Raw genomic sequence first — 26,105 nt, forward strand, 5'->3', positions numbered from 1 at the left:
CCCGATCACGCCTTCGAGCCCGAGGGCTTGTTGTCGGCGCGCGCGTCGATGACGACGATGGACTTCTCGCCGCGGAGATCCAGCTCCTTCAGGACGGCATAGACCTTCGCCACGTCCGCCTCTGTGTAGCAGATGATCATCTTGACCGAGGTGCGCGTGCCGTTCGCCTTCTCGTAGACCTCGACCTGGTTCTGGAGGTTCCGCTTCAGTTGGCTGTTGCTGGCGAGCTTGATCTCGATCAGCGACTTGTCGACGGCCCCTTTGCTCAGTTTGAAGTCCACGGGACCGCGGCCGTTGTTGACCTCGCGGTTCACGTCGAACTCGCTGCCGAAGAAGATGAGGCCGAAGAAGAGCTGGACCTCCTTCTCCGTGGCGAGGGGGCGTTCCTTGCCGGGCTTGTTGAGGAGCCGGTAGCCGTCCTGGTTCTCGACGTACTGCTTGAAGCCGTTGGCGCGGGCAAGCGCCTCGTCGTAGCTGGTGACCGGCGTCAGGTACAGCGAGGTATTGGCGCGGATGTCTTCGACGACCGTCTGCACCATCTGCACGAGGATCTCGAAGACCTCCTGCCGCCGTCTTGCGCTGAGGCCGACTGCCTGCTCCCCCGTGTCTTCCTTCTGGCGGATGTAGTAGTCGATGACCTCGGGAAACTGGAGGATCGCCGCAGCCGCCAGGTCCGAGTACTCCTTCTTCGTGGGATTGTCGCTCAGCTTCTTGAAGAGGTAGTTGTTGACCTGCGCGCGAAGCTGGTCGTCTTCAATGGCGCCGGGGATGCTGCTGAACTCGCGCACAAGGTCGGAGCGACTGATCCAGGTATCGTCCTTGGTGAGCATGTCGGCCGGGGTGAGTAGAACGTAGTCTCCCCGGAGCGCGGGCAGTTCGTACTGGCTCGATTCCCAGGTCTCGGTCTCGTAGTTGAAGACCGCGCGGGCGACCGAGAATGTGCCGCGCCGGTCGGCCGACAGATGCGCCAGCGCAAACGCCTGGGTGTACTCCAGCAGATAGCCCTTGATGAGGTTCGTGGTGAAGTCGCTGATGTTATCGCGCCCGACGCCCTCTTTGATGAGCGCGAGCTTCTCCAAGTGGGCACCCTTGGTGATCGACTCCGACCCGAACCCCTTCAGGATCGAGCCGAGGGAGCTGTGGAGCGCGCGGGCGAAGTCCTTGCCGAGTCCGCTCCCCGAGTTGCCGAGGACGGTGAACCCGAGCCAGTTCTGCTTCACCTCCTGGAACATGTACCAGGACTTGATCAGCCCCGGATCGAGATCGGGGGCGGCCCGGTCACGGAGGAATATGAGGTAGCGGATCATTCCGTCGTGTAGATCGCGGTACTCCTGCTTCCTGCTGTTGAAGAGCAGGAAGGGGTCGACGAAGAGAGGCAAATCGGAGGCGAGGCTCACATCGAACGCGCCGTAGTCCTCCAGCACCTTCGGCGATACCCCGAAGTGCTGAGAGAAATACAGCTCGATGACCATCCGGCCTACGCTCCCACAAGCTGCAGCAGGTCGTCGTAACTGCGGACGACGTCGTACTTGATGCCGGGGGTGCCCGCGACCTCGTTGAGCTTCTTGAAGAGCTTCTTGGCGCAATCGATCTTCGCCTTCTCTGCGGGGCGGAGCTCGAGCGAGGAGAGCGAGCCCTTCGTCTCGGCGACGAAATAGACGTGCTTGACCGCGCCTTGTTTGAAGGCGATCGCCCAGTCGGGGTTGTAATCATCGAGCGGGGTCGGGATCTTGAAGCCGCGCGGGAGCTTCGTATAGACGACGACCTCCTCGCTTACGTCGAGGGCCGCACCGAATGCGCGCTCGACCTCGGAGTCATCAATGACGTACTCGTAGACGTTCCGGTTCGGCGTGTGCACCGCCTTCGCAAGATCTTGCCCTGTCTGCGCCTCCGTGAAGAGGGACAGGTCGTAGCGGTCGTCGAGGATGTCGTACTCGATGTCGGCCACGACCGTGGCGATCTTCTGTTCGTTGATCAGGCGAGAAGCCTCCGTGATGAACTGCTCCGGGTTCTGGCGGAACATCTCGAAGGTCGACGGCTTGATGCCAGACAGGATCGCGGCGCAGCTTCGCCGTGTGAGGTGCGTCTTCTCCGAGATCTCGCCGAGCAGGTCATACGGGACGGTCGAGTTCGCGCTCAGCGACGACTCCTCGGTCTTCGTCCGCGAGACCTTGAAACTCTCCCCGGTCGACAAATGCTCGACCTCGATCGCGTCACGCTGGATGCCCTGGACGACGACGTACTGCAGGCGCGCGACATGCAGTGAGGTATCCAGGACACGGACACAGTTGTCGATCAGCTGCTGCGAGTCGAAGTTGACCTGGTAGACGGCGCGCCGGTTGATCCGGTCCCATAGGTCGAGGAACTCGCGCTTGGAGAAGTTCGTCTCGTTCCTCGGGATCGACTTCGTCTTTCGACCGTCGTCGACCTTAGGCGCCTGCACGTTGAGTGAGTCGATCAGCTCGGCGACCTGGTAGAAGTACGGCTGGAGCGCCTCGGGTAGGGGCGGGATCTCCGGGAGGCTTGCCCTCCCGATCCACTTCTCCGCGAGCTGGTCGTCGAGGTCGACGAAGTCATGCTTCTGCAGCCACCGCTGGAGCTGCTTCGACTCCTCCTCGGAGATCTTGTGCTCAGTTCCAGCTGCGCCATCGCGGAGCACCGCGCCGACGAAGAATTCCGGCTCCGCCCTTCGCGGCCTCGCACTGAGCAGACCGAGGGTCTCCTTCTGGAATCCTGCGACGAAATCGACGTATGACTCCTCGGTGACGACAGTCAGGACGTTAACCTCGTGGACCGTCATGGGATTGTCGGCGCGGTCACCGTGCTGGTCGACGGCGAGGCGGAGCCCTCGTCCAACTTCCTGCCTACGGGAATCGCTGGCCGTCGCTTTCTTGAGGAAACCGAGGGTGAATACGTTCGGGTTGTCCCAGCCCTCGCGGAGCGCGGAGTGGCTGAAGATGAACCGTAGTGGGAAGTCCGGATCAAGCAGCTTCTCCTTGTCGCGAAGGATCGCGTCGTACGCTTCCGCATCCTTCGAGACGCCCTGCCGCTCGTCTGACGCATCCGAGCTGTCGCTGTCTATCCAGCGCCCGCTCTTGTCCTTGGAGAAATAGCCGTTGTGGATGTCCCCGACGGTGTCGCGCTCGAGGAACGCGCGGTAGAGGGCGGACGATTCGTCCAGGTCGAGTTCGCCGAGTTTCTCCGCCTTGAGTGCCTCGTACTCTTCCTCGAACACGCGCGCGTAGTCGCCCATTCGGTCCGGTCGCTCGTAGTCGCGGTACTTCGCGACCTCGTCGATGAAGAAGAGGGAGAGCGCCTTGATCCCGAGCCCGAAGAGCTGGCGTTCCTTGTCGAAGTGGGCGCGGATGACTTCCCGGATCTGCAGTCGGCGCTTCTGCTCATCGGTCACGTCGTTGGTGACCTGGCCTGCCTGGAGTACCTGCCCGTCGATCAGGGTCACGGTGTTCGCGATCGCGTCGACGTCGTCGACCACGAGACCGTTGTATGCCTCGATACCGCCGGAGATATCGTGCAGCCGGTCGCCCTTCTTGAGCTTGACCGTCTTGCGCGTGATGCCGCCACCGCGGGCCTGGACTTCCAGTTCGACGCGCGCCTTCGGGAAGTCGGCGCCCTTACCGAGCTCCATACCATCGACGTAGAGGTACGCGCTGCTGCCGGCGAGACCTTTGACGCTGATGCCGCGCGCGGCGATCTTCTTGACGAGCTTCTTGTTGTAGGCGTCGAGAGCATCGAGACGATGCACCTTGTTGTGCTCGATGGCATGGGTCGCTGAATAGCGAAGCGCGAAGAGTGCGTTGAAACGCCCAAGAGCCTTCAGCGTCTCGCTCGGCCGGTTCGGGTTGCTGCCGAGGCGCTGCGGCTCGTCGATGATGAGGATCGGCCGGTTCGCTGCGATGACGTCGATCGGACGGCGAGACTTGAAGCCGTCGAGGACCTTGAACATCCTGAGGCCCGACGCCTTGCCCTTCTGGTCGGTGTCGTCGGTGGCCCTCTTCGCATCCCGGTTGAAGTTCTGCGCGTTGATGATCATGACCTGGATGCCCGCGTCGGAGGCGTAGGTCTCGACGTCTTCCAGGTGGTCGGAGTCATAGACGAAGGCGCGGGCCCGCGTCCGATACTCGGCGAGAAAGTGGTCAGCGGTGATCTCGAAAGACTTCTTGACGCCTTCGCGGATGGCGACGCTCGGGACGACGACGACGAACTTCGACCAGCCGAACTGCCGGTGCAACTCCATGATCGTCTTGGTGTAGACGTAGGTCTTGCCGGTGCCGGTCTCCATCTCGACGTCGAGGTTGAGACCCGCGGCAGGGCTCGTCATGACGCTAGGTGAGAGGGGCAGCCCCCGCGTGCGACCCTGCACTGCGTGGATGTTCTCAAGTACCTCCGCCTGGCTCAGTACGACTTCGGTGTTGCGAAGACCGGGTCCGAGTTCCTTCGGCGGCTCGGGCGTGAGTCCGGCGAGCATCGACGCCGCGTTCGAGTCCGGCGCTGGCGTAACGCCGACCTTGCCAGGGTCGATCTTGTACTTCACGCCATCGGCATACGGCTGGCGGTGCACCGCACGGAAGCAGTCGATCACGGCATCGACCGCGGCCGTCTGATACTCCTGGACCTTGAACTGGAGCTTCATCGGCTCACAGCACCTTGAAGTCGGTGTCGCGCGAAAGCTCCTGGAAGATCTGCTTCGCGTTGATGCGCGCAGAGTCCGATGCGAACGCGGAGTCCTTGAAGACCGCCTTCAAGGGCTGCCGCTTCGCGACCTCCCGCACGAGTGCATCATCGACTGCGTCATCCAGGCACGCGATGAGTGCATTGACCTCCGGGTCCACGACAAGGGCCTCATGACCGTTGACCTGTTCGACGGTGACCGGCGCTGACAGTTCGAGCCCGTGGCTGATGAGCACCTCAAAGAGGATGTCCTCGCTAGTGCGATCGGCCCTGAAGGTCTCGACGAGCCCAGCGAGCTGAGTCTGGTCGGTCCCGTCCGGAGTCGCCGACACCGGCGCGTAGTTGCTCGTGTCGATCGTGAAGGCTCGGAAACCGACGTCGCCGTTCCAGCTGGAGGGCTTCCGGTCATTGAGGATCGCCGTGCCAGCATTGGCGATTCGGATCTTGGTCAGCTCGGCGATCGTCAGCGGTTTGCCGAGCTTCTCCAGTAGCCGGATCGCGTTCTGGATCGTGGTCTTCGCTGCCCCGGTCGCAGTCTTCAGATTGTCTTCGAGCGACTCCGGGAGCTGCACAAGTACGACCGGACAGTTCAGACCCGTTCGAGCGCAAAGTTCGAAGACGGCCTCGGCGGTCGTGCCGGAACCAGCGAAGAAGTCGAGGACGATCCCATCGTGACCATTGAGCACGTACTCGAACAGCCGTGACAGCGCCTCATGATCCTTGGGGTTGTTGAAGACCTTCGCGCCCATGAGTGCCCGAAGGTGCTTCACCGACACCTGCGACTGCTTGTAGAAGTACGTTCCTCTGACCTGTGTCGCGAGCTCCGCCTCGTCTTCGGTCTCTTCGGCCTCGTCGTCCTCGACATCAACCGTCTCACCCGCGACGGGACGCAGATGTGCCTTTCGGAACGGCGATGCGGTCGGGTCGTCCTCGCGAAATGCGACCAGCCCGAGCTTGATTTGACGCTTCATTTCGTCAGGACTGCTGTAGCGCCAGCCAGCCTCGGGTACTTTCACCGCCTGACCTGTGGCCGGGTTCACGACGTCGTAGGTCGGCCCGTTCCCACCCGGCCAAGAGATGTCTCGGTCACGCCACGGGCCGTTCGCATCGACCCGCTTGTAGCGCGCCCACTTCTTCGACGGGTCGGTGCGCGGCAACGCCGTGAACCAGGCCGAGAGATCCTTCTCGATGGCGGAATCGTCCGCACCGTGCATCTCGCGGAGACGGAGGTACTCGTCCCAGATCTCCCGCGCGCCCGGCTTCTCCTCTCGCCACTTCGTCTTCTGCTCGCGCAGGTACGACTGCGACTTTGCGTAGACCATGACGTACTCGTGCCCGGTGGAGAAGAATTTCGCGTCGTTCTTGCGCCCCTTCTCCCATACGAGCTGTGCGATGAAGTTCTGCTCGCCGAAGACCTCGTCCATGAGCCGGCGCAACGACGCCTGCTCGGCGTCGTCGATGCTGACGAGGATGACGCCGTCCTGCGCAAGGAACCGCTTTGCGAGCCGGAGGCGCGGGTAGACCATGCTGAGCCAGTCGGAGTGGAAGCGACCGTTCGCGCTCGTGTTCGCGACGAGCTTTTCGCCCGTGTCGTTCACCTGCCCGGACTTCCAGAGGTACTCCTGCTTCGAGGACGCGAAGTCATCGTGGTAAACGAGGTCGCTCCCGGTGTTGTAGGGCGGGTCGATGTAGATCAGCCGGACCTTGCCGAGATACGACTCCTGGAGGAGCTTCAGCGCCTCGAGGTTGTCCCCTTCGATGAAGAGGTTCCTCGTGGTGTCGAAGTCGACCGAGTCCGAGCGATTCGGCCGGAGCGTCTTCGCCGTGGGGGTGTTCGAGAGGAACTCCGCCTCGAGCTTGCCCGGCCAGTCGATCTGATAGACCTCCTTGCCCTCCACGACGTAGTCGTCCAGCTCCTGGCGGAGCGCCTCGAAGTCGACGCGGTGGATCAGTTCACCGTCCTCGTCGCGCGCCTCCTTCACGACGTTCGGGAAGAGGGCCGCAATCGCCTCGACGTTCTTCCTTGTGACGTCGACCGACTGCAGTTCCAGCTTCTCCGGCATTTCCATCTGGTTCCTCTTGGTGCGCTCATACCAGTGCCGCGAGTGCGGCCTGGCGGTCCTTCAGTACTCGCCGCAGCTCTACCTTGCGGTTGAGCTGCGGCTCGGTGCGGAGCTTGCGCTCCAGTGCAGCAATCTCGCGTTCGAGCTTCTTCGCCCGTTCCATTCTCTGGGTGGCAGCCGACACGGACTCGCCGCGGCGTGACGCGACGGGGAGCAGCGGCGCCAGCAGCGCCTCGTAGAGGGCAGACAGGTCGATGGCGGTCGGCAGCGGAGTGCGGGCGGTATCGAGCGGAAGCCACGCGGTCGTGAAGTACGCACCGACTTTCGGAGTCGTGCCACCGAGCGTCTTGTGGGCCGCGACCATGCGCACCTCATCACCCCTCGACACCTCGAAGAGGATCGGGAAGTGGACCGCCTTGTCGATGGCGGTCAACACGTCGTCGCCGACATCGCCGCCCTTCGTCTCGACGGTGAAGACCTGGATCTCCGGCACCGCCTCGGTGCCTTTCAGCCGGATCGTCGATTCGGCGAGCTTGTAGGCCCAAGTGATGCGCTGAATGTCACCGACGAACTTCTCGCGCAGCACGGTGCGCACGCTGCCGTGTTCGTAGAACTTCGTCTTCGGCACCACGCGGCCGAACTTCGCGGCCGGGGGCCAGCGGTAGAGGGCTGGGGTCTGGGGCGCATCAGTCACCGGCAGGCTCCTCGACGATGGCGAGGAACGCGATCAGCTCGAAGTCGTCAAGCCCGGCGATGGTCTGCACGAGCGCGGTGGTGTGGCCGGGGCTGAAGAGGCTATCGACATCGCGTTCCTCCGTCACGTCGATCATGGAGCGGATCGCCTCGGTGAGCAGACCGCTGTACTTGCCCATCTCCGCGCCGTCGCGGGTGGCCGCGTTGAAGACCCGGCACACCTCCCAGGCGGGCTCGTCGCGGTTGCGGCACCCGGCGCGGATCAGGTCGAGCAGGTACTTCACCTCAGTGTGGTCGGCGATGAGGTTGCCCTCGTCGTCGAGGTAGACGAGGTAATGCGGGTGCAGGCGGTTGCCCCGGTGGAGCATCTCGTCGGCGTTGATGTTACGCAGCGCGAACAGTGCACCCGGCTTGAGCCCCTTCTCGCGATTGGCCGGCACGACGGCGTGCAGGCCCTTGGGCGTGCCTGCCAGGTCGCCATACTCCTTGATGTACCCGAGCAGGTCCATGCGGAAATCGTTGAGCCCAAGGTCGGTGATGGAGATGCCGGTACGCACGTCCTCCAGCTCGATGACCTCGTCCTGGAGCTTGCGGAGCTGCTCCTTGCGGAATGCGGCATCGCTCGACCCCTGCGTGAGCACGTTGTCATCGGCGGTCGCGGCGAGATCGGCGATGACCATGCGGTTCTCGACGCGCTCTTTGAGGTTGATGTACTCATCGAGGGAGATGTCGGGCCAGAAGTTCACGAGCTGGATGCGCTCGTTCGTCGATCCGATGCGGTCGATGCGGCCGAAGCGCTGAATGATCCTGACCGGGTTCCAGTGGATGTCGTAGTTGACGAGGTAGTCGCAGTCCTGGAGGTTCTGGCCCTCCGAAATACAGTCCGTGCCGATGAGCACGTCGACTTCGTTCGACTCCTTGGGCATCACGAGATGGCGCTGCTTCGAGCGCGGGGAGAACAGGGTGAGGGTCTGCTGGAAGCCGTAGCCTCTGCCGAGCGTCGTGCTCGGGTTGCCCTGGCCGGTGACCAGCGCAGACTCGTAGCCGCGACGTTTCAGCGCAGGACTGAGCTCCCGGTAGAGGTAGGAGGCGGTGTCAGCGAAGGCCGAGAAGATCAGCACCTTGCGGTTGCCAGGGTTGATCGGCTCGGCGAACTTCGCCTCGATCAGCTCCTTGAGGATGCGCAGCTTCAGGTCATGCTCGGGGGTGATCGCTTCGACCGAGGCGAGGAGTCGTGAGATGACGAGCCCGTCGTGGGAGAGATCCCGGTTCCACGACTCGACATCCATATCGGCAAGGTCGATCTGCACCTTCTTGCCGACGGTGCCGCTCGTGGGGAACTCGAAATCGTCGTCGTCGGCATCCAGGTCGGCCAGGCTCGACGCGACGTCCGTGACCGCGCTGGCGTGGTTGTCGATCGCCTCCAGCGCCTCCGCGACGGTCATCTCCAGACGGTTGAGCGTGAGGCGGAACGCCTCCACGCTGCTCTCCAACCGCTTCAGGAGGTTGACGGTCATCAGCTTCTGGATGCCTTTTTCGCGGTTCGCCGCACCGAGGTTCGCGACCGACCCGCCCGCGATGTTGCGGCCACCGCCGACGTTGCCATAGAGCCGCTCGTACTTCTCTGTCCGGCTTGGGAAGACGTAGGCGAGCGGCGCGTAGACCGCGAGCGTGAGCGACTGGAGCTGGTCGAAGATCTCATTGAACGTCGGAGCGTCCGGCAGATCGGTCAGCGGCGCGTGCACCGACTTCGGCGGCTGTCGCTCCGGGAACGCACCGATGTCGGAGGTGTCGTAGAACGCCTGGATGTGCTTGCGCGAGCGCGCGATCGTCACCGAGTCGAGCAGTTCGAAGAAGTCGAAGTCCAGGCGGGACAGGATCGCCTCCGATGTGCGATCCTCGGGCGGCAAGTCCGACCACTCGTTGAAGGCGCGCTGCGCCTGACGGAAGACCTCCTCCACCGTCGTGGAGATATTGAGCTTCGCGGCAAGCTGTGCGGAGTCTCCCTCGTAGGCCAGCGCGAGCTGGTTACGCAGGTCGTTGAAGCGATTGTTCACGGGTGTCGCCGACAGCATCAGCACCTTCGTCTTCACGCCCTCGCGGATCACCTTGCGCATGAGGCGCTGGTACCGAGTCTCGTTCTCGGTCGTGAAGTCCGCGTTGCGGAAGTTGTGGGACTCGTCGATGACCACGAGGTCGTAGTTGCCCCAGTTCACCCGGTCGAGCGGGATGCCCAGTGACTCCCCCGACTCGCGCGAAAGGTCAGTGTGGGCCAGCACGTCGTAATTGAAGCGGTCCTTCGAGAAGACGTTCGTTGTCAGGTTCGCGTTGTAGTTCGTCCAGTTCTCGGCGAGCTTCTTCGGCGCGAGCACGAGCACGGACTTGTTGCGCAGCTCGTAGTACTTGATGACGGCGAGCGCGGTGAACGTCTTCCCAAGACCGACCGAGTCGGCGAGGATGCAGCCGTTGTAGGTCTCCAGCTTGTTGATGACGCCCGTCGCGGCGTCCTTCTGGAAGTTGTAGAGCGCGTTCCAGATCTCGGTGTCCTGGTAGCCGGTCAGGTCGTTCGGCAGCACGTCCTCGTTGATGTCGTCGAGGAACTCGGAGAAGAGGTTGTAGAGAATCAGGAAGTACACCCGCTGCGGCGAGTTCTCCGCGTAGACGCTCGCGATGTGGTCATAGACCGTCTGCGTCACGTCATCGAGCTGCTCCGAGTTGTGCCAGATCTGGTCGAAGAGCTGCACGAACTGGCGAGTCTCGCTCGTGCCCTCGAACTTGGTGACGTAGTTCGACGTCGCCGGCCCGCGCTCGTAGCCGAGATCGGCGGTCGTGAAGCCCTGGATTGGGAAGTACCCCGCCGCATCATCCACAGCAGCGAGCGGCTGCATCGGGGCACCCGTTCGGTTCGAGCGGAAGGTGACCTTTTGGCGCACCCACTCGGCGCACTCGCGCGCGATGGCGCGCTGCGTGAGCTTGTTCCGTAGACGGATCTCGAACTCGGAGCCATACAGTGTCGACTCCGAGCCGCGACCATGCCGCACCTCGAACTGACGACGCTCCGGCGAGGGCTTGTCCGTCGCCTTCACGGTGTTGAACGACGGAGCGGTGAAGATGAATTCCAGCTCCTTGATCTGCGACAGCTCACGCTTGAGCGCTTCGAACGCGTAGATCGAGAACGTCGAGGCGGCGATGCGCAGCTTGGAGCCTGGCCTGACCTCTGCCTTCATGTCGTCACCGAGCAGCTCGTTGACATTGTCGATGATGCGCACTCAGTCCCGCCCTTGTGTCGAGCCCGGGGTGTCAGAGTCCGACGCACCCTTGCGCCGCACCCACTCATCGACCTCGGAGACCTGGAACTTCCAGAGCCGCCCGATCTTGTGGGCGGGCATCCCCTTGTCGGCGATCCAGGCGTACACGGTGTCCTTCGTGATGCCGAGATGGTTCGCGATGTCGTCGGCAGACAGCCAAGGTTCCGCCATCGGCTCCTCCCTCCGCTCGTGCCTCGCCCCTCTCACCTTACCGATGACGGAGGCCGCTTAAGCCGGGTTTGACCGAGTATCCCCGGTGGAGCTTGCCCAGAGCGGTGTCAGATGCCCAAATCACCCCGAATGAGCATGCCCCGTCCTGCAGCTTGGCGAGCTCGGCGAGATAGTCGGGGGGATGCAGGTCGGTCCGGTGGAGAGCACCTTGCTGGTCTGGCCAGCGGACAACAGCTCGTCGGTGTAGTCGCTCGGCACCCCGGATCGCGGGCACCGAGCCGCATGGGCCAGACGGCGTGACCGACCGCCACATTGATGACGCGGCCGCGGTGGTGGACTTGTAACGCGAAGGAGAGCAGCCTTAGTGCCCGCCCCATCGCGGTGGGCTGGAGTGTGCATGGCCGTCAGATCGCGATCCAGCCGCCGTCGCTGGGAAGCACGGCACCGGAGATGTTGGTCGAGTCGTCGCTGAGCAGCCAAGTGATTGCTGCGGCGAGTTCCTCGGAGGTGGCGACCGGAGGCACATTGACCTGCATGAAGGGTCCGAGTCGTTCGGCGGCGAACTGGGACTTGAACGGTGCCTCGATGTTGGTGGCGACGCCCCCAGGGGCGACCGCGTTGCACCGGACCCCGCTGGGGGTGTAGAAGAATGCGGTGCTCTTGGTGAAGCCGATGACGGCGTGCTTGGAGGTCGTGTAGGCGGTGCCGGCGGCGGATCCACGCAGGCCCGCCTCCGAGGTGACGTTGACGATCGAGCCGTGGCCGGCCTGGATCATGGACGGAAGAACGGCGCGGGTCAGGCGCATGATCGCGGTGACGTTCACGTCCATGACCCGTTGCCAGACGTCGTCCACAAGCTCGGCGGGTGGGAGGAATCCATCCATGATCCCTGCCACGTTCGCGAGGGCGTCCACGCGTCCCTGCGCCGCCTCTAGGACGGCGTCGACGGTGGCCTGCGAGCTGACGTCGCCAACCACCGTCACGAAGCCGAGCGCCGGTAGCTCGGCGTTCAGCTGCTGCAGCCGCGGCTCGCTGATGTCGGTGGCGACCACGCGGGCGCCTTCCTGCGCGAGCCGCACCGCGGTGGCCCTGCCGATGCCGGATCCCGCGCCGGTGACCACGGCGGTCTTCCCGGTGAAGCGTCCTGATATTGATTCCATCGCCATCGTCTTCTCCTTCGTGTGGTGATGCTCTGGTTCAGCTGTTCGGGGTGGCGGGAGCCAGGAAGTCCTTGAGTATCCCGAGAGTGGTGTCGGTGATGTGCATCGAGGAGGCGGCGTCGGGGGCGGTCCGGGTCAGTGCGCGGATCGCGTCGATGGTTTCGGGTACGACGATGGCTTCGTTGTAGACCTGGTAGGTCAGGAAGAGTTCGTCGCCTTGCACGGTGACGAGGTCCTCCCACACCGCCACCTCCCACATGTCGCCTCGGGGGCGGCCGAGGTCGCGCATCAGTTCGATTGTGGAGTTGAGGGCAACCAGACCGTCGGACATGCGGATGAACGCGATTCGGGGGGCGGCGCGCAGCGCGGCAAGCACTTCTTCCCATGTCGCCTGGCGGGTCAGTTGGATCGTCCAGTAGTGGTTGTGCGTCTGCGTGTGGGCGCCCTTGGCGGCGATCGTGACCAAGTCGAGGCCGGGCAGCACAGTTTGCGCGTCGGGGCCTTGATGGGAGGGGATGGTGGGCTCGGGGACCATCGTGTTCATGATGCCGCCCAAGTGCGACTCCCACGGGTCTGTGGCGCGGCGGATGAGCACGCCGCGGGCACGCAGCAGGAGTCCCGCATTGTCGAGTGCTCCCAGCACCCGGACGATGCTGGTCGTGTTGCAGGACACCACCCGGGTGGTGTCCCGGCCGAGGGCGCTCTCGTAATTTGCCTGAGCGACGAAGGAGTGTCCGGTCGTCTTGTGGGATTCGCCGCCCTGGAACACCGCCTTGACCCCCGCGGTGCGGTACCGACCCAGATTGCCTGCCGCCACATGCTTAGGCGTGGTGTCAATGATGATGTCGGAGAACTCCAGCAACTCGTCGAGCGTCCCCAGCGGTCGCAGCCCGGCGGCGATCATCGCCACCTTGGCGTCCTCCGTCGAGGCGAACAAGGGCAGCCGGTTGGTTACGGACTTGATGCGCCAGTCAGTCGCGATATCCGCGACGCCGACGAGCTCCATGTCCGGCTGCAGCAGTATTGCGTCGGCGACGCGCTTCCCGATAACCCCGTAGCCGTTGACGGCGACTTGGATCTTGTTCATGAACGTGCCTTTCTTATCGTGTCGTGCGAATTGCGAATGCGGGTCAGCGGGAAGTCATGGGATTCGTCCCCGGCCAGCGACACCCGGGTCTCCCCTGTTCTGAACCGGATTGGTGGCGCAAGGCTGGGAAGCAGGTGGACGTGGAGGGTTTCGTGGTTCAGGTCGACGTCGATCCGGTGCCCACGGTAGGCGAACTGGAAGCGGAGGTCCGCCAGTCGTGTTGGGAGTCGTGGTGCGAAGCTGATCTGCTTCGAGTCGAATTGCAGGCCGGCGAAGGATCGAGCGATGAGGTCGACGGTGCCGGCCATCGCTCCGAGGTGGATGCCTTCGCGGGTCGTTCCCCCTTGGGTATCGTCCAGGTCGGCGATGAGCGCCTCACGGAACAGGGACCACGACCGGGACTCGTCGAGGCCGGCGAGAACTGAGGCGTTCACGACTCGGCTGAGCGTGGACCCGTTCGCGGTGCGCTCTAGGTAGTAGGCGACGGTGCGGACGAGGTCGTCCTGCGAGAACGGGTAGCCGAGGTGGCCCAGCTGTTGTCTCAGTCCGTCCTGGCCAAGCAGATAGACGAGCATGACGACGTCGGGTTGCTTGGCCAGTTTGTACCGGTTGGTGGTGTCGTTCTCGGACTCGAGGATGAGGTCGAGGCGACCGATATTCCCGTACCGGTCCCGGTAGCCCGCCCAATCCAGTTCGAGGAGGCTCTCGTACCCGTCGAACTGGCTGAGGACCCCGTCGGCATCGACCGGGACGGCGAGGCGCCGGCTCACGTGTTCCCAGCGCGCGATCTCGTCGTCGTCGATTCGCAGACGGTCGATGACATCGTCGCGGGCGTGGCCGACCAGTTCCTGAAGTGCGTCACCGGCGCGGTGGCACACCCAGGCGACCATCACGTTGGTGTAGGAGTTGTCGCGGACCCCTTCTCCCGGGGCGTCGGGGTAGCCGTCGTGGTACTCGTCGGGGCCCATCACGCCGGCGATGTGGAAGCGGTCGGTCGCGGGGTCGTGCACGGCGGATGCGGCGAAGTACCGGGCGACCTCGATGATGAGTTCCGCGCCTCGCTCGGCGAGCCAGTCGCGGTCGGCGCTGACCTGGTAGTGCTGCCAGGCGTTGTAGGCGACCGCCAGCCCCACATGCCGCTGGCGGCGCGAGTTGTCGGGCATCCATCGTGCAGAGCGAGGGTTGTAGAGCTGGTCCGGTGTCTCCTCTCGGCCATCGTTGCCGCTTTGCCAGGGGAAGAGCGCACCCGGCAGGCCGATCTCTCGTGCGGCTGTGCGGGCGGCTGCCAGACGATGCCATCGGTAGTCCAGCAGCGCGCGGGCGACCGGGGGCAGCCTCAGACCGAGCACGGGAAGCACGAACAGCTCGTCCCAGAAGACGTGTCCTCGGTAGCCCTCTCCGTGCAGGCCACGGGCCGGCACGCCCGCGTCCAGGTCGGCTGTGTGCGGTGAGAGGCTCTGCAGCACATGGAAGATGTGAAGGTTCAGCACGAGTTGGCTGCGCGGGTCAGCGTCGATGGTGATGGCGAAGCGCTGCCAGAGTCGTTCCCAGGCGGTCTGGTGACGATCGAGTGCGCCGACGGTGTCTCCGGCGTGGTCGTGGAGTCGCTTGACAGCGGCCGTCCCCGGTGAGGCGATCGCCGAGTCGCGGGAGGTGAAGATCGAGGCCGTCTTGGTGAGCGTCGCCGGCTCCCCACCCACCAGTGTGAGTTCGACCTCCCTACTGTATCGACGTCCGTGTCTCGTGCCCGCCTCCTGCCAGGCTGCGTCCGCCCCGGTGAGGTGCAGGTGGATGGCCGTGGCGATCCGTATCTGGCTCTGCTTGGTCTGCACCTCGCAGAGAAGGATGTCGCCGACCTGCGTGAACGTCGGCGGAGACAGATGGCTGGTGTCGGACCCGATGTAGGCGGCGACATTGGTGTTGCGGACACCGGCGTCGACGCCCGCCCGGAGGGTGACCGGGCCGCTCCACCCGAGCGCGACGACCGTGGTCTCCAGCACCGCCAGATGCGGATCGTCCATCGAGACGAAGGATCGCTGGACGACGCTCAGACGCTTCCCGCGCGGACCCACGAGCGTCACCCAACGGGTCGATGTTCCCGACCGCAGGTTCACCTCGCGCCGTTCCTCGTGCGTCGTGACTCGCCCGCTCGACCACCACGGACCGTTGCCGACCCGAATGTCCAGCGGGAGCCAGTTGGGCACGTTGACCAGGTGCTCCTCCTCCAGGCTCCGGCCGTGGATGCTACTGACGAGGCGGTTATAGACCCCTGCGAGGTATGTCCCGGGGTAGTGGGTTCCGTCATCGGTGTGTTCCGGGCGGGCACCCCGGGTGACCAGGTACCCGTTGCCCAGGGCCGTCAACGCTTCGCGGTGCCCCTCGTGGGCCGGGTCGAACCCGTGATAGACGAGTACCCACGGATCGGCGACCTTCGCGCCGAGATCGAGTTCGCCCACATCGTTCAAGACGATGTCCGCCCCGGCCGCCTCGAACTCCTCGCGGTGGCCCTGACGGGCGATCCCGACAACGAGCCCGAATCCACCCTGACGGGCGGCCTCTATCCCCGAGACGGCGTCCTCGACGACGGCGGCGCGCGCCGGTGTGACACCCAGGCGTTTGGCTGCCTCCAAGAACATCGCCGGGTCAGGTTTGCCGGGAAGCCTCTGCTCCAAGGCGATCTGACCGTCCACGACGGTGTCGAACAGCTCCGTGAGCTGGGCCGCTGCGAGCATCTGTTGCGCGTTGCGGCTTGCCGTGACCAGGCCGACCGGAACGCCGGCGTTGCGTAGCCGGGTAAGTAGCGCCGTCGTCCCGGGGTAGGAGCGCAGTCCGCGAGCGCCGAGCTCCGCCAGGAATAGGTCGTTCTTGCGGGCGGCGAGCCCGGCGACCGTCCACGCCTCCGGGGGGTCGTCAGGCTTGCCAGGCTCAAGTGTGATCCCCCGGGCGTCCAGGTAGGCGGACACGCCATCTTCGCGGCTGCGGCCGTCGACATATCGGCGGTAGTCCGTGACCGCGTCAAAGGTCCTCTCGGGATCGTCCACGTGAACACGCGGGTCCCGGAGCACCTGCTCGAACAATTGCTTCCACGCGGCGGCGTGAATCGCGGCGGTGTTGGTGACTACACCGTCCATGTCGAAAAGGACCGCGTCATAGACCGCATCCAGGTCGTGAGCACCCTGGATGCCGGGCGCCCCGTTCATCTGGGCGCACCGACCTGAGCCGGAGGAACATTGTCATCCCCGCCCCACGTCCAGTCGCGGATTTCGGGGAGGTCCTGGCCGTGCTCGCGGATGTAGGCGCTGTGCCGGATGAGGGCGTTGCGCAGTTCCTCCCGGACATGCGCGGAGACGTCGCGCAGCCGTGGCACCCGGTCGATGACGTCGATGGCCAGGTGGAACCGGTCGAGCTCGTTGAGCACGCACATATCGAACGGCGTGGTGGTGGTGCCCTCCTCCTGATAGCCGTGGACGTGCAGGTTGCCGTGGTTTGCCCTCCGGTAGGTCAGCCGGTGGATCAGCGTCGGGTAGCCGTGATAGGCGAAGACCACCGGCGTGTCCGTGGTGAACAGGGCGTCGAAGTCTCGGTCGGAGAGCCCGTGCGGGTGTGCCCGCTCGTCCTGCAGCCGCATCAGGTCCACGACGTTGACCACCCGGATTCGCAGGTCGGGGAAGTGCGTATTGAGAATCGTCACCGCGGCGAGGGTCTCCAGGGTCGGCACGTCTCCGGCGCAGGCCATGACGACATCGGGTTCCTGCCCGTCGTCGCTGCTGGCCCAGTCCCAGATGCCGATGCCCTTGGCGCAGTGCTCGATGGCCTGCTCCATGTCCAGGAACTGCAGTTGGGGCTGCTTGCCGGCGACGATGACGTTGACGTACTGACGGCTGCGCAAGCAGTGGTCGGCCACCGAGAGCAGGGTGTTGGCGTCCGGCGGCAGGTACACCCGGATCACGTCCGCTTTCTTGTTCACGACGTGGTCGATGAACCCCGGGTCTTGGTGGGAGAAGCCATTGTGGTCCTGCCGCCAGACGTGCGAGGTGAGCAGGTAGTTCAGGGAGGCGATCGGGCGACGCCAGGGGATGCTGTTGGTGGTGTCCAGCCACTTGGCGTGCTGGTTGAACATGGAGTCGACGATGTGGATGAACGCCTCGTAGCAGGAGAAGAACCCGTGCCGCCCGGTGAGCAGGTAGCCCTCCAGCCAGCCCTGGATGGTGTGCTCGGAGAGGATCTCCATCACCCGCCCGTCCACGGCCAGATGGTCGTCCCCGTCGATGGTGGCGGCGTTCCAGGCGCGGTCGGTGGCCTCGAGCACGGCGTCCAGCCGGTTGGAGTTGTTCTCGTCGGGTGAGAACACACGGAAGGTCTCCATGTTGCCGGCCATCACGTCCCGCAGCAGGGTGCCGAGGACGCGGGTGGATTCCCCGGTGGCCGTGCCTGGCGTCTCCACCGGCACGGCGTAGTCGCGGAAGTCCGGCATCCGCAGATCCCTCAGCAGGCCGCCGCCGTTGCTGTGCAAGTTGGCGCTCATCCGCTGGGTGCCCTCCGGATGCAGCGTGATCACCTCCGGGACGGGTGCGCCAGTCTCGTCGAAGAGCTCCTCCGGCCGGTAGCTGCGCAGCCATGCTTCGAGGATGGCGCGGTGCTGGTCGTTTTCCCGGGCCTGGGCGAACGGCACCTGGTGCGAGCGCCAGGTGCCCTCAACCTGCTTGCCGTCCACCTCCGCCGGCCCCGTCCACCCCTTCGGGGAGCGCAGGACGATCATCGGCCAGCGCGGCCGTTCCGTGTTCCCCCCGCGCGCCCGTCGTTTGATCTCGCTGATCTCATCGAGGCAGGCGTCCAGGGCGCGGGCGAAGTCCTGGTGCATCCGAGCCGGGTCATCGCCCTCGACATAAAACGGGGTGTGCCCGAAGCCGCGCAGCAGGTGATCGAGCTCCTCCGGGCTGATCCGCGCCAGCACCGTGGGATTGGCGATCTTGTACCCGTTCAGGTGCAGGATCGGCAACACCGTCCCGTCACGAGCGGGATTGACGAACTTGTTGGACTGCCAACTCGCCGCCAGCGGTCCCGTCTCCGCCTCGCCGTCGCCGACCACCGCAGCGACGATCAGGTCCGGGTTGTCGAACGCCGCGCCGTAGGCGTGCGAGAGGGCGTACCCCAGCTCGCCACCCTCGTGGATCGACCCGGGTGTCTCGGGGGCGACGTGACTGGGGATGCCCCCCGGGAAGGAGAACTGCCGGAACAGCCGGCGCATCCCCTCCGCATCCTGGGTGATGTCCGGGTAGGTCTCGGTGTAGGTGCCCTCAAGCCACGCCGCCGCGACCGGCCCGGGGCCGCCGTGACCCGGACCCATCACGTAGATGGTGTCCAGGTCGCGCTCCATGATGGCCCGGTTCAGGTGGGCGTAGATGAAGTTCAGCCCCGGCGTGGTGCCCCAGTGCCCGAGCAGCCGGGGCTTGATGTGCTCCGGCAGCAGCGGCTCCCGCAGCAGCGGGTTATCCAGCAGGTAGATCTGCCCGACCGAGAGATAGTTCGCCGCCCGCCACCAGGCGTTGATGCGCTCCAGCTGCGACGTATCCAGGACCGGATCGGCGTGTATGGGAGTAGAGCGTGTGGTCATCAGTTCATCGCTTTCTCTGCGTGGTACCTGTGTGGGATCGAGCGGTTGCGGGCGGCGTCTACCGGGTGCCGGTGGGGACGGGCGCGGGACTGCTCGCCGTCGTGGGTTCGGTGGGCGCGGCCTGGGCGGGAAGGTGGAGTCGCTTCAGCAGCAGGGCGTTGACGGCGACGATCACGCTCGAGCCGGACATGCTGATCGCGGCGATCTCCGGGCTGAGCATGATGCCGAACGTCGGGAAGAACACGCCGGCGGCGATGGGCAGGGCGATGACGTTGTAGCCGATGGCCCAGCCCAGGTTCTGCCGCATCTTGCGAACGGTGCCCTTGCCGATGCGCAGCGCGACCGGAACATCCAGCGGGTCCGAGCGCATCAGCACCACATCGGCGGTCTCGATCGCGACGTCCGTCCCGGCGCCGATCGCGATGCCGAGGTCGGCCTGAGCCAGGGCGGGGGCGTCGTTGACGCCGTCGCCGACCATCGCGACCTTCTTCCCGGCCTGCTGCAGCTCGGTGATCTTGGCGGACTTGTCCTGCGGGAGGACCTCGGCGATGACGGTGTCGATGCCCAGCAGCGAGGCGATCCGTCGGGCGGTGGGCTCGTTGTCGCCGGTGAGCATGACGACCTCGATGCCGGACTCGTGCAAGGCGGCGATCGAGGCCGCGGCGGTCTCCCGCGGCGCGTCGGCAAGGGCGATCACCCCGGCTGCCTTCCCGTCGACGGCGAACGCGATCGCCGTGCGGCCGGTGGCGGCCAGATCGTTCTGCGCCGCCGAGATGGTGCTGATGTCGATTCCCTCCTCGGCCATCAGCCGGGCGTTGCCCATCACTACCCGGCGTCCGTCCACGGTCGCCACCGCCCCGAGCCCGGTGACGTTGCGGAACGCGGTGGCCGTGCGCCGGGGGATCTTGCGCGCGTCGGCGTAGGCGACGACCGCCTTGGCCAGGGGATGCTCGGACTCGCGTTCCGCGGCGGCGGCCAGGGACAACAGCTCGATGTCGTCCATCCCGATCGGCAGGTAGTCGGTAACCTCGGGTTCGCCCTTGGTCAGGGTGCCGGTCTTGTCGAGGACGACAGTGTCGATGTGCGCGGCGGATTCCAGGGCGCTGGCGTTCTTGAACAGCACCCCGCGTTTGGCGCCCAGGCCAGTGCCAACCATGATCGCGGTCGGGGTGGCCAGGCCCAGGGCATCGGGGCAGGTGATGACCACGACGGTGATGGCGAACAGGATCGCAGTCGGCACGGGGGCGCCGGTCAGCCACCAGACCAGGAAGGTCGCGCTTCCGCCGATCAGGGCGACCAGCACCAGCCAGAACGCGGCCCGGTCCGCCAGGCGCTGTCCGGGCGCTTTGGAGTTCTGCGCCTCCTGCACCAGGGCCACGATCTGCGCCAGCGCCGTGTCAGCCCCGACCTTCGTGGCCCGCACCCGCAGGGTGCCGGTGGTGTTCACCGTCGCCCCGATCACCGCGGAGCCCGGCGTCTTCTCCACCGGCAGGGACTCACCGGTGACCATCGACTCGTCGATCTCGGAGTCACCCTCCTCGACCTCCCCGTCGGTGGGGACCTTCGCGCCGGGGCGTACCAGCATCAGGTCTCCGGGCACCACCTCGGCGGTGGGCACCTCGACCTCTTCCCCGTCGCGGAGCACGACCGCCCGCGCCGGGGCGAGCTCCAGCAGGGTGCGGATGGCGTCGTTCGCGCCGCCGCGGGCACGCATCTCGACCCAGTGGCCGAGCAGCACGAACGCGGCCAGCACCGTGGCGGCCTCGTAGAACACCTCACCGCCGCCGGTGAGGGTCACGATGACGCTGTAGAGCCAGCCGGAACCCACGCCGACGGCGACCAGCACCATCATGTCCAGGGTCCGTGCCCGCAGCGCCCGGAAGGCGCCGTCGAAGAAGATCCAGGCCGAGTAGAAGATCACCGGCAGCGACAGGACCAGCGAAAACACGTCATCCCGCAGCCCGAACGGGGCCGGGACGGTGAACCCGAACACTTCCCGGCCGATCGGGGACCACAGGATGATCGGCACGGACAGGATCGCCGCGACCAGGAACCGGTTGCGCATGTCGCGGATCATCGACGCCATCGACATGCCGGCGTGGCCGCCGCCGTGCCCCATCACATCCTGACTGCTCCGCGCCGGTGTGCCGTGGCCGGCATGACCCGAGTGGTCCACAGTGCCTGCCGCGGCGGGGTCAGCCGCAGTGTGGTCGGGCGCCGTCGGGTCGGCCGCGACCGGCGCGGCGCTGTGCGCTTCGTGTCCGGTCATCGACTCGTGCCCCGAATGCTCATGCCCTGCGTGTTCGTGTTCTGCGTGCTCCTGCGTCGGCTCCGGAGGAAGCGGACTGTCGTCAGGCACCGTGTGTTCCTGGGTCGCGGGCATGTGGTGGTGGCCCAGGGATGCTTGGTGGGAGTCGTGGGCGGGATCGCAGATATGGTTCGGGACGGACTGGCCGGCACAGTGGTATCCGCATTCGATGATCCACTCGCGCAAGTGGGCCTGCGAGGTGGTTTCGGGGTCGTAGGAGACGTTCGCCGTCTGGGAGACCGGGTTGGCCTCCACGGAGATGACGCCCGGTTGGCGGAGGAGGGTCGATTCCACGACGGACTTCGAGGACGCCCACTGGACACCGGATACTTCCAGGACGACGGTTCGTTCTTGCATGTTCTCTGCTTCTTCCTACTGGGTTGTCAGGTGGCCTGGTAGCCGAGAATGGTCATCATCCCGGCCTCGGCGTGGTAGATGTTGTGGCAGTGCGCAGCCCAGAGTCCCGGGTTGTCGGCGTCGAAGTCGACCGTCAAGGACTGGCCAGGCAGGATGATCGAGGTGTCCTTGCGCGGTCCCGCGCCGGAGTGCTGGTAGGTGTGCCCGTGCAGGTGGAACGGATGCCACATCTGGGTCGTGTTCTCGATGCGCAGCCGCACCCGCTCGCCCTGCGTCACGCCGAGTGCGCCGGCCAGGGGGTCGGCCGGGTCGAACCGGCGGCCGTTGATCGCCCAGTCGTAGGCCATCATGGAGCCGGACAATCTCGCCGTCAGCTCGCGGTCGACCGTGCGATCCGGGAATGCGACGCTCGGGTCGGCGGTGAGGGCGGCGGCGGTGAGGACCGACCCGGTCAGCTCGGGGATGGTCTCCGACGCCCGCGGGGTATCACCGGACCCGGTGCGCACGATCGCCCGCGCCGTCTCGCCTTTGCCCTCCGCCGCGGCGACGAAGGGGAACGCGCCGTCGCCGAGGGTGACCAGGGCGTCGTAGCGTTCGCCCATGCCGATCAGGATTGCGTCGGTGTCCACCGGCTCCACCGGGAACCCGTCGCTGTGGGTGACGGTGAGCCGGTGGCCGCCGAGCGCGACCCGGAACGCGGTGTCGCTGCCCGCATTGATGATCCTGATCCGCAGCCGCCGTCCCGGTGTGCTGGTGAAGGTCTCCGGGTCGGCGGCCGGGCGGCCGTTGATGAGGAAGTGCGGGTAGGCGACGTCGCCGGCGTCGCCGCCGAGCAGGTCCGAGCGGGCGCCCATCATCATGTGGCCGCCGCCGTTGCCCATCATCCCGGCCATCCCGCCGCGCAGCTCCTCGAGCACCTCGTCGGGGGTGCCGGTCACCCCGTCGAGCCAGTCGTCGAGGATCACCACCCACTCCTCGTCGTAGGCGAGGGGCTCGTCCGGGTCATCGACGATGAGCGCCCCGTACAGGCCACGGTCCAGTTGCGGGCCGACGTGCGGATGGAACCAGTAGGTGCCCGGTTGCGCGGCGACGAACTCGTAGGTGAAGTCTTCGCCGGCGCCGATCGGCGCCTGGGTCGCGCCGGGGACGCCGTCCATGTCGTTGCGCAGCGCAAGGCCGTGCCAGTGCACGGAGGTGTCCGCGGGCAGCCGATTGCGCACGTTCGCGCGCAGGGTGTCTCCCGCGGTCAGCCGGATCGTGGACGCCGGTACCGGTCCGAAGCTCCAGGTGTTCGCCACGGTTCCGGCAAGGTCGACCTGCGTCGGGGAGGCGATCAGCTCGACGCTCGTGACTCGCCCCGAGCCCCCGCGGGCCAACTCAGCCTGCCGCACCGGCGCCCCGGTCGGGGTGACGAATCGCGGTGGCGCAGCGCACGAAGCAAGCGCGATCGCGGCGAGGGCGCCGGTGCCGACGGCAAGGAAGCCGCGCCTGGTCAGGTTCGCGTTGCGGATCTCGGAGTTCATGTCAGTCCTGTCTCTTCAGTCGATGCTGTCCTAGCGGTCCCTGGTGTTCGAGAGGCGAAGGTCCCCGCCTCGCGACTCATCCGCGCACCTCGAGCACGATCCACGTTGCGCCCGCATCCTCGGTGAAGGCGATGCCCCGGTCATCGGCGACATAGACACGTGCCCCGTCGATGGCCACGGCCTGGGGCGTCCCGGTCACGGTGTGGCCGTGCGCCCAGTCTTGGCCTGGGCTGCGGGTCCAGAGCGTGCCGGTCGTGTCGATGCCGGCGAGGCCGCCCTGAGGATCCGCGGCGATGAGGTACAGGGCCGGCGGTGTCGGGTCGAGGGTGAAGCTCATTCCGTCGTCCTCGCTGACGGCCAGTCCCTCCGATGTCGTCGCGTACAGTGTGGTGTCCACGACGAGGATGTCGCGGGCGACCAGCTCGGCGCCGTCGCTCCAGGTCAGCCCGCCGTCCGTGCTGCGCTGGAGTCGCGGTTTGCCCGGGTCGATGCCGAACACATGCGGGACTCCGTCGACGGCGGTCATCACGGCCAGGGCGTGGAAGTCGGTCACCCCTTTCAGGGAGACGTTGGTCCAGGTCTCGCCGAGGTCCGTGCTGGTGATGAGTCCGAGGTTTGGTGTGCCGAAGCTTCCCGGAGTGGTCGGTCCCGGGTGCCCGGAGGCGTAGGCGGTGTCCCCGGCGATCGTGAACCCCATCGGATCGAAGTCGAGGCCGCCGAGAGGTCCGACCGCGGTGGTGGAACCGTCGGCGTCGATCTGGAGCTGGTAGAGGCCCTCGTGGGTGCCCACCAGCAGGCCGCCGTCCTGACGGGCGACGAGTTCGTGGATGTGCGCGAAGCTCATCCCAGGACTCGCGGGGGTCGAGGTGATCCCGGTCGGCGCGCAGCCGGAGAGGAGGGCGGCTGCGGTCACGGTGGCGGCCAGGGCGGAGATCAACGCGAGCGCGGGTGTCCGGTTCATGCTGCTCCGATGGTGGGGATGGCGATCACGGCGGCGCCGAGAACGACGGCCAGGAGCACCATGACGAAGAAGAAGAGTGCGATGGAGCGTGTGCCCATAAGTTGAGGTCCGATCTGAGTTCGGCAAGCCGTGGCGAGGACGGCCTGGCGAGGTTGGGGGCGTGCCGCAGCCGACCAGGAACGGCCGGCCGCGGCACCCACGAAAGGGGCCGCCCTAGAGGGTGCCGAGGATGTCCTGCATGGTGGCGATCTCGGCGGTCTGACCGTCGATGATCGTCTGCGCCAGGGCGGCGACGGCCGGATTCTGGCCGTTGTCGATCACCGACTGCGCCATCTGCACAGCGCCCTGGTGGTGACCGATCATCCCCTCCAGGAACAGGCGGGTCGCGTCGGCGCCGGTTGCGGACTCGAGGGCGGTCATGTCCGCCTCGGACATCATCCCGTCGCCGTGGTCCATCCCGCCCATGCCGCTCGACATGGAGTCGTCGTAGGGGATGCCCCACTCCGCCAGCCAGGAGGTCATGGTCTCGATCTCGGGGCCTTGGGCGTCCTTGATCTGCTCGGCGAGGTCGACCACTCGTGGGTCGACGCCGTCCTTGCCGAGCAGGAGATCGGCCATCTGGATGGCCTGCTCGTGGTGGGGGATCATCCCCGTGACGAACATCTCATCGGCGGAGTTGAAGTCCCCGATGCTGGCTGAGGGCGTCGTCATGGGGGTGGTGCCGTGGTCCATGCCGGGCATCCCGCCGCCGGTATCGTTCTGGGCGCAGCCGGCCAGCAGCAGGGTCGCCGTGATAAGCGCGCCGGAGGCCAGCGCAATGGTGCGAAGTCGCATTGTGTACGTCCTTTGGTATCAGTAGGAATTCGTGATTCGGTGCCCGGGCAGGGCGAAGCGGCCTCCCGGGAAACCCGGGAAGACGGCGCGAATCAGGTCCGGCTGATGGACAGGACGAGCAGGGAAGGCGGGCGCGGGCGCGGCAATGCACGGGGCACGTCGGCGGCGAGGACAACTACGCCCAGGGACATGCTGAGGCGGGCGAGCAAGGCTGGCGCCAGGATTATGACGACGGCGGCGAGCAACGCCAAGACGCAGACCATCATCAGCATCGAATGGTTGGGCATGTTCCCCGAAGCCCCGCAGTCGTCCAGGCAGTGCCCGGTATCGACGGCCGCGCTCTCCACGGCGGCCATCGCTTGGTCGTGAACGGCGCCGGAGGATATGGCTGGGGCGGATTCGAGGTGGGTGGTGCCGGCGGTGAGGGTGTGCATCGCGAGCAGACCCGCGATGAGGGCGACCGCGATCCCGAGCATGAAGACGAGGCGGCGCGTGGTCGAGCCTGAGCTCGCCAAGGAGCGGATCGTCTTCATGCGCCCACCTCCCTCATGACCAAGGCTAACTCCCCGCCGGAAAAGACAGGAGCGCAGGGGCCATCTCCACGATGGGGCCGCGATCATCCGCGTGACCACCATGCGTCGACAATTCCGCATTCGTACTCTGGCGGATCGGGCCGAAGGTCCCCCGGGAAGGCGACGGCTTCCTGTGCCGGCTGGTCATGACCTCGGACCTCCCCGGCTCCGCGACGCGCGACGTGACTTCTCCATCAGTGCGAACAGACCCAGGACCTCGTCCTTGATCTGCGTGCGTCCGATGGCGGGCCAGTTGGAGCGAAGGTTGTCCGTGAGGTAGTCGATGATGTGTTCCAGCGGGACGGTGTGCCATGCTCGGCTCGAGCCGGTGTGCTGCGGGTTCCCGAACGCGACGGTGCGGATGACATGACCGGCCGGCGCCACGACGCGACCGTTGCGCAGGAGCTCGTCGACGAGATCGGCGGCAAGATCCGCCGGGCAGCATCCGAACCGGGTGAACGCGGCCTTGAGCACGGCCGGATCGCGCATGGCGGGGTTCAGGCGGGGCTTGCCCTCCTTGACTTCGCCGACGATCATGTCGGCTGCGCCGAGGTCCGCGCCGAGCGCGGGGTCAGGGCCCTCGACAGCGACACCGCCAGGTGCGGGGGGCTCACGATGGAGCCTGATCGCGAGGATGTCCAGATCGGTCATTGTTCGCGCCGGTGCGTGCGCGGTTACCTCGAGGACGGGGTACTCGGCGACGGTGAAGTAGCCGTTCATGCGCAGGTACGCCTGCACGAGTGCGACCGCCGTATCCATGAGTTC

The 26,105-nt window shown here is 65.9% G+C and carries 16 protein-coding genes; all 16 read right to left on the bottom strand.

The genetic code is table 11. From position 1 onward, the window contains the following. Window positions 1–5: 5 nt before the first annotated feature. On the bottom strand, window positions 6–1,472 hold the full coding sequence (locus AC3WLZ_RS07825; RefSeq protein WP_458041504.1) for a DUF8370 family protein: 1,467 nt from the start codon (window positions 1,470–1,472) through the stop codon (window positions 6–8). Window positions 1,473–1,477: 5 nt separating this feature from the next. Continuing rightward, window positions 1,478–4,651, bottom strand: a complete 3,174-nt coding sequence (locus tag AC3WLZ_RS07830) for a restriction endonuclease (protein WP_458041503.1) — start codon at window positions 4,649–4,651, stop codon at window positions 1,478–1,480. A 4-nt stretch (window positions 4,652–4,655) separates the two neighbouring features. Continuing rightward, complete coding sequence (locus AC3WLZ_RS07835) at window positions 4,656–6,752, bottom strand: site-specific DNA-methyltransferase (RefSeq protein WP_492469662.1); 2,097 nt, start codon at window positions 6,750–6,752, stop codon at window positions 4,656–4,658. A gap of 25 nt (window positions 6,753–6,777) precedes the next feature. Continuing rightward, a complete protein-coding gene (locus AC3WLZ_RS07840; RefSeq protein ID WP_458041501.1) occupies window positions 6,778–7,446 on the bottom strand; it encodes a DUF4391 domain-containing protein in 669 nt (222 codons plus the stop codon). After that, window positions 7,439–10,714: a helicase-related protein gene (locus tag AC3WLZ_RS07845; RefSeq protein WP_492469663.1), complete on the bottom strand. Its 3,276-nt coding sequence runs from the start codon at window positions 10,712–10,714 to the stop codon at window positions 7,439–7,441. The genes AC3WLZ_RS07840 and AC3WLZ_RS07845 overlap by 8 nt, the downstream gene beginning before the upstream one ends. After that, on the bottom strand, window positions 10,715–10,924 hold the full coding sequence (locus AC3WLZ_RS07850) for a helix-turn-helix domain-containing protein (protein WP_104238857.1): 210 nt from the start codon (window positions 10,922–10,924) through the stop codon (window positions 10,715–10,717). 404 nt (window positions 10,925–11,328) lie between these two features. After that, window positions 11,329–12,084, bottom strand: a complete 756-nt coding sequence (locus AC3WLZ_RS07855; protein ID WP_492470955.1) for an SDR family NAD(P)-dependent oxidoreductase — start codon at window positions 12,082–12,084, stop codon at window positions 11,329–11,331. Between the two features lie 37 nt (window positions 12,085–12,121). After that, window positions 12,122–13,171 carry a type II glyceraldehyde-3-phosphate dehydrogenase gene (locus AC3WLZ_RS07860; RefSeq protein ID WP_492469664.1) on the bottom strand — a complete coding sequence of 350 codons (1,050 nt, stop codon included), beginning with the start codon at window positions 13,169–13,171 and terminating at the stop codon, window positions 12,122–12,124. Further along, window positions 13,168–16,371, bottom strand: coding sequence for a beta-phosphoglucomutase family hydrolase (locus AC3WLZ_RS07865; protein ID WP_492469665.1), 3,204 nt, complete (start codon window positions 16,369–16,371; stop codon window positions 13,168–13,170). Before AC3WLZ_RS07865 ends, AC3WLZ_RS07860 begins: the two co-directional genes overlap by 4 nt. Further along, window positions 16,368–18,785: a phosphoketolase family protein gene (locus AC3WLZ_RS07870; protein WP_492469666.1), complete on the bottom strand. Its 2,418-nt coding sequence runs from the start codon at window positions 18,783–18,785 to the stop codon at window positions 16,368–16,370. The genes AC3WLZ_RS07865 and AC3WLZ_RS07870 overlap by 4 nt, the downstream gene beginning before the upstream one ends. Window positions 18,786–18,843: 58 nt before the next feature. Further along, complete coding sequence (locus AC3WLZ_RS07875; RefSeq protein ID WP_492469667.1) at window positions 18,844–21,450, bottom strand: heavy metal translocating P-type ATPase; 2,607 nt, start codon at window positions 21,448–21,450, stop codon at window positions 18,844–18,846. A 26-nt stretch (window positions 21,451–21,476) separates the two neighbouring features. Next, on the bottom strand, window positions 21,477–22,973 hold the full coding sequence (locus tag AC3WLZ_RS07880; protein ID WP_274638360.1) for a multicopper oxidase family protein: 1,497 nt from the start codon (window positions 22,971–22,973) through the stop codon (window positions 21,477–21,479). Window positions 22,974–23,049: 76 nt separating this feature from the next. Then, the gene (locus tag AC3WLZ_RS07885) at window positions 23,050–23,934 is read right to left on the bottom strand and encodes a beta propeller repeat protein (RefSeq protein WP_274638361.1); all 885 of its coding nucleotides are present in this window, start codon (window positions 23,932–23,934) and stop codon (window positions 23,050–23,052) included. Between the two features lie 213 nt (window positions 23,935–24,147). After that, the gene (locus tag AC3WLZ_RS07890; protein WP_274638362.1) at window positions 24,148–24,768 is read right to left on the bottom strand and encodes a DUF305 domain-containing protein; all 621 of its coding nucleotides are present in this window, start codon (window positions 24,766–24,768) and stop codon (window positions 24,148–24,150) included. 92 nt (window positions 24,769–24,860) lie between these two features. After that, on the bottom strand, window positions 24,861–25,301 hold the full coding sequence (locus AC3WLZ_RS07895; protein WP_274638363.1) for a DUF6153 family protein: 441 nt from the start codon (window positions 25,299–25,301) through the stop codon (window positions 24,861–24,863). 183 nt (window positions 25,302–25,484) lie between these two features. Next, complete coding sequence (locus AC3WLZ_RS07900) at window positions 25,485–26,099, bottom strand: hypothetical protein (RefSeq protein ID WP_274638364.1); 615 nt, start codon at window positions 26,097–26,099, stop codon at window positions 25,485–25,487. Between the last annotated feature and the right edge of the window lie 6 nt (window positions 26,100–26,105).

The sequence above is a fragment of the Microbacterium sp. FW305-3-2-15-F-LB2 genome (genome assembly GCF_058787255.1).

Excerpts from the sequence above, each read along its gene's own strand:
- AC3WLZ_RS07900 (WP_274638364.1), bottom strand. The coding sequence starts at position 26,099 with ATGGATACGGCGGTCGCACTCGTGCAGGCGTACCTGCGCATGAACGGC.
- AC3WLZ_RS07865 (WP_492469665.1), bottom strand. The coding sequence starts at position 16,371 with ATGAACGGGGCGCCCGGCATCCAGGGTGCTCACGACCTGGATGCGGTC.
- AC3WLZ_RS07835 (WP_492469662.1), bottom strand. The coding sequence starts at position 6,752 with ATGCCGGAGAAGCTGGAACTGCAGTCGGTCGACGTCACAAGGAAGAAC.
- AC3WLZ_RS07830 (WP_458041503.1), bottom strand. The coding sequence starts at position 4,651 with ATGAAGCTCCAGTTCAAGGTCCAGGAGTATCAGACGGCCGCGGTCGAT.
- AC3WLZ_RS07855 (WP_492470955.1), bottom strand. The coding sequence starts at position 12,084 with ATGGAATCAATATCAGGACGCTTCACCGGGAAGACCGCCGTGGTCACC.
- AC3WLZ_RS07870 (WP_492469666.1), bottom strand. The coding sequence starts at position 18,785 with ATGACCACACGCTCTACTCCCATACACGCCGATCCGGTCCTGGATACG.
- AC3WLZ_RS07860 (WP_492469664.1), bottom strand. The coding sequence starts at position 13,171 with ATGAACAAGATCCAAGTCGCCGTCAACGGCTACGGGGTTATCGGGAAG.
- AC3WLZ_RS07825 (WP_458041504.1), bottom strand. The coding sequence starts at position 1,472 with ATGGTCATCGAGCTGTATTTCTCTCAGCACTTCGGGGTATCGCCGAAG.
- AC3WLZ_RS07880 (WP_274638360.1), bottom strand. The coding sequence starts at position 22,973 with ATGAACTCCGAGATCCGCAACGCGAACCTGACCAGGCGCGGCTTCCTT.
- AC3WLZ_RS07890 (WP_274638362.1), bottom strand. The coding sequence starts at position 24,768 with ATGCGACTTCGCACCATTGCGCTGGCCTCCGGCGCGCTTATCACGGCG.
- AC3WLZ_RS07885 (WP_274638361.1), bottom strand. The coding sequence starts at position 23,934 with ATGAACCGGACACCCGCGCTCGCGTTGATCTCCGCCCTGGCCGCCACC.
- AC3WLZ_RS07850 (WP_104238857.1), bottom strand. The coding sequence starts at position 10,924 with ATGGCGGAACCTTGGCTGTCTGCCGACGACATCGCGAACCATCTCGGC.
- AC3WLZ_RS07875 (WP_492469667.1), bottom strand. The coding sequence starts at position 21,450 with ATGCAAGAACGAACCGTCGTCCTGGAAGTATCCGGTGTCCAGTGGGCG.
- AC3WLZ_RS07895 (WP_274638363.1), bottom strand. The coding sequence starts at position 25,301 with ATGAAGACGATCCGCTCCTTGGCGAGCTCAGGCTCGACCACGCGCCGC.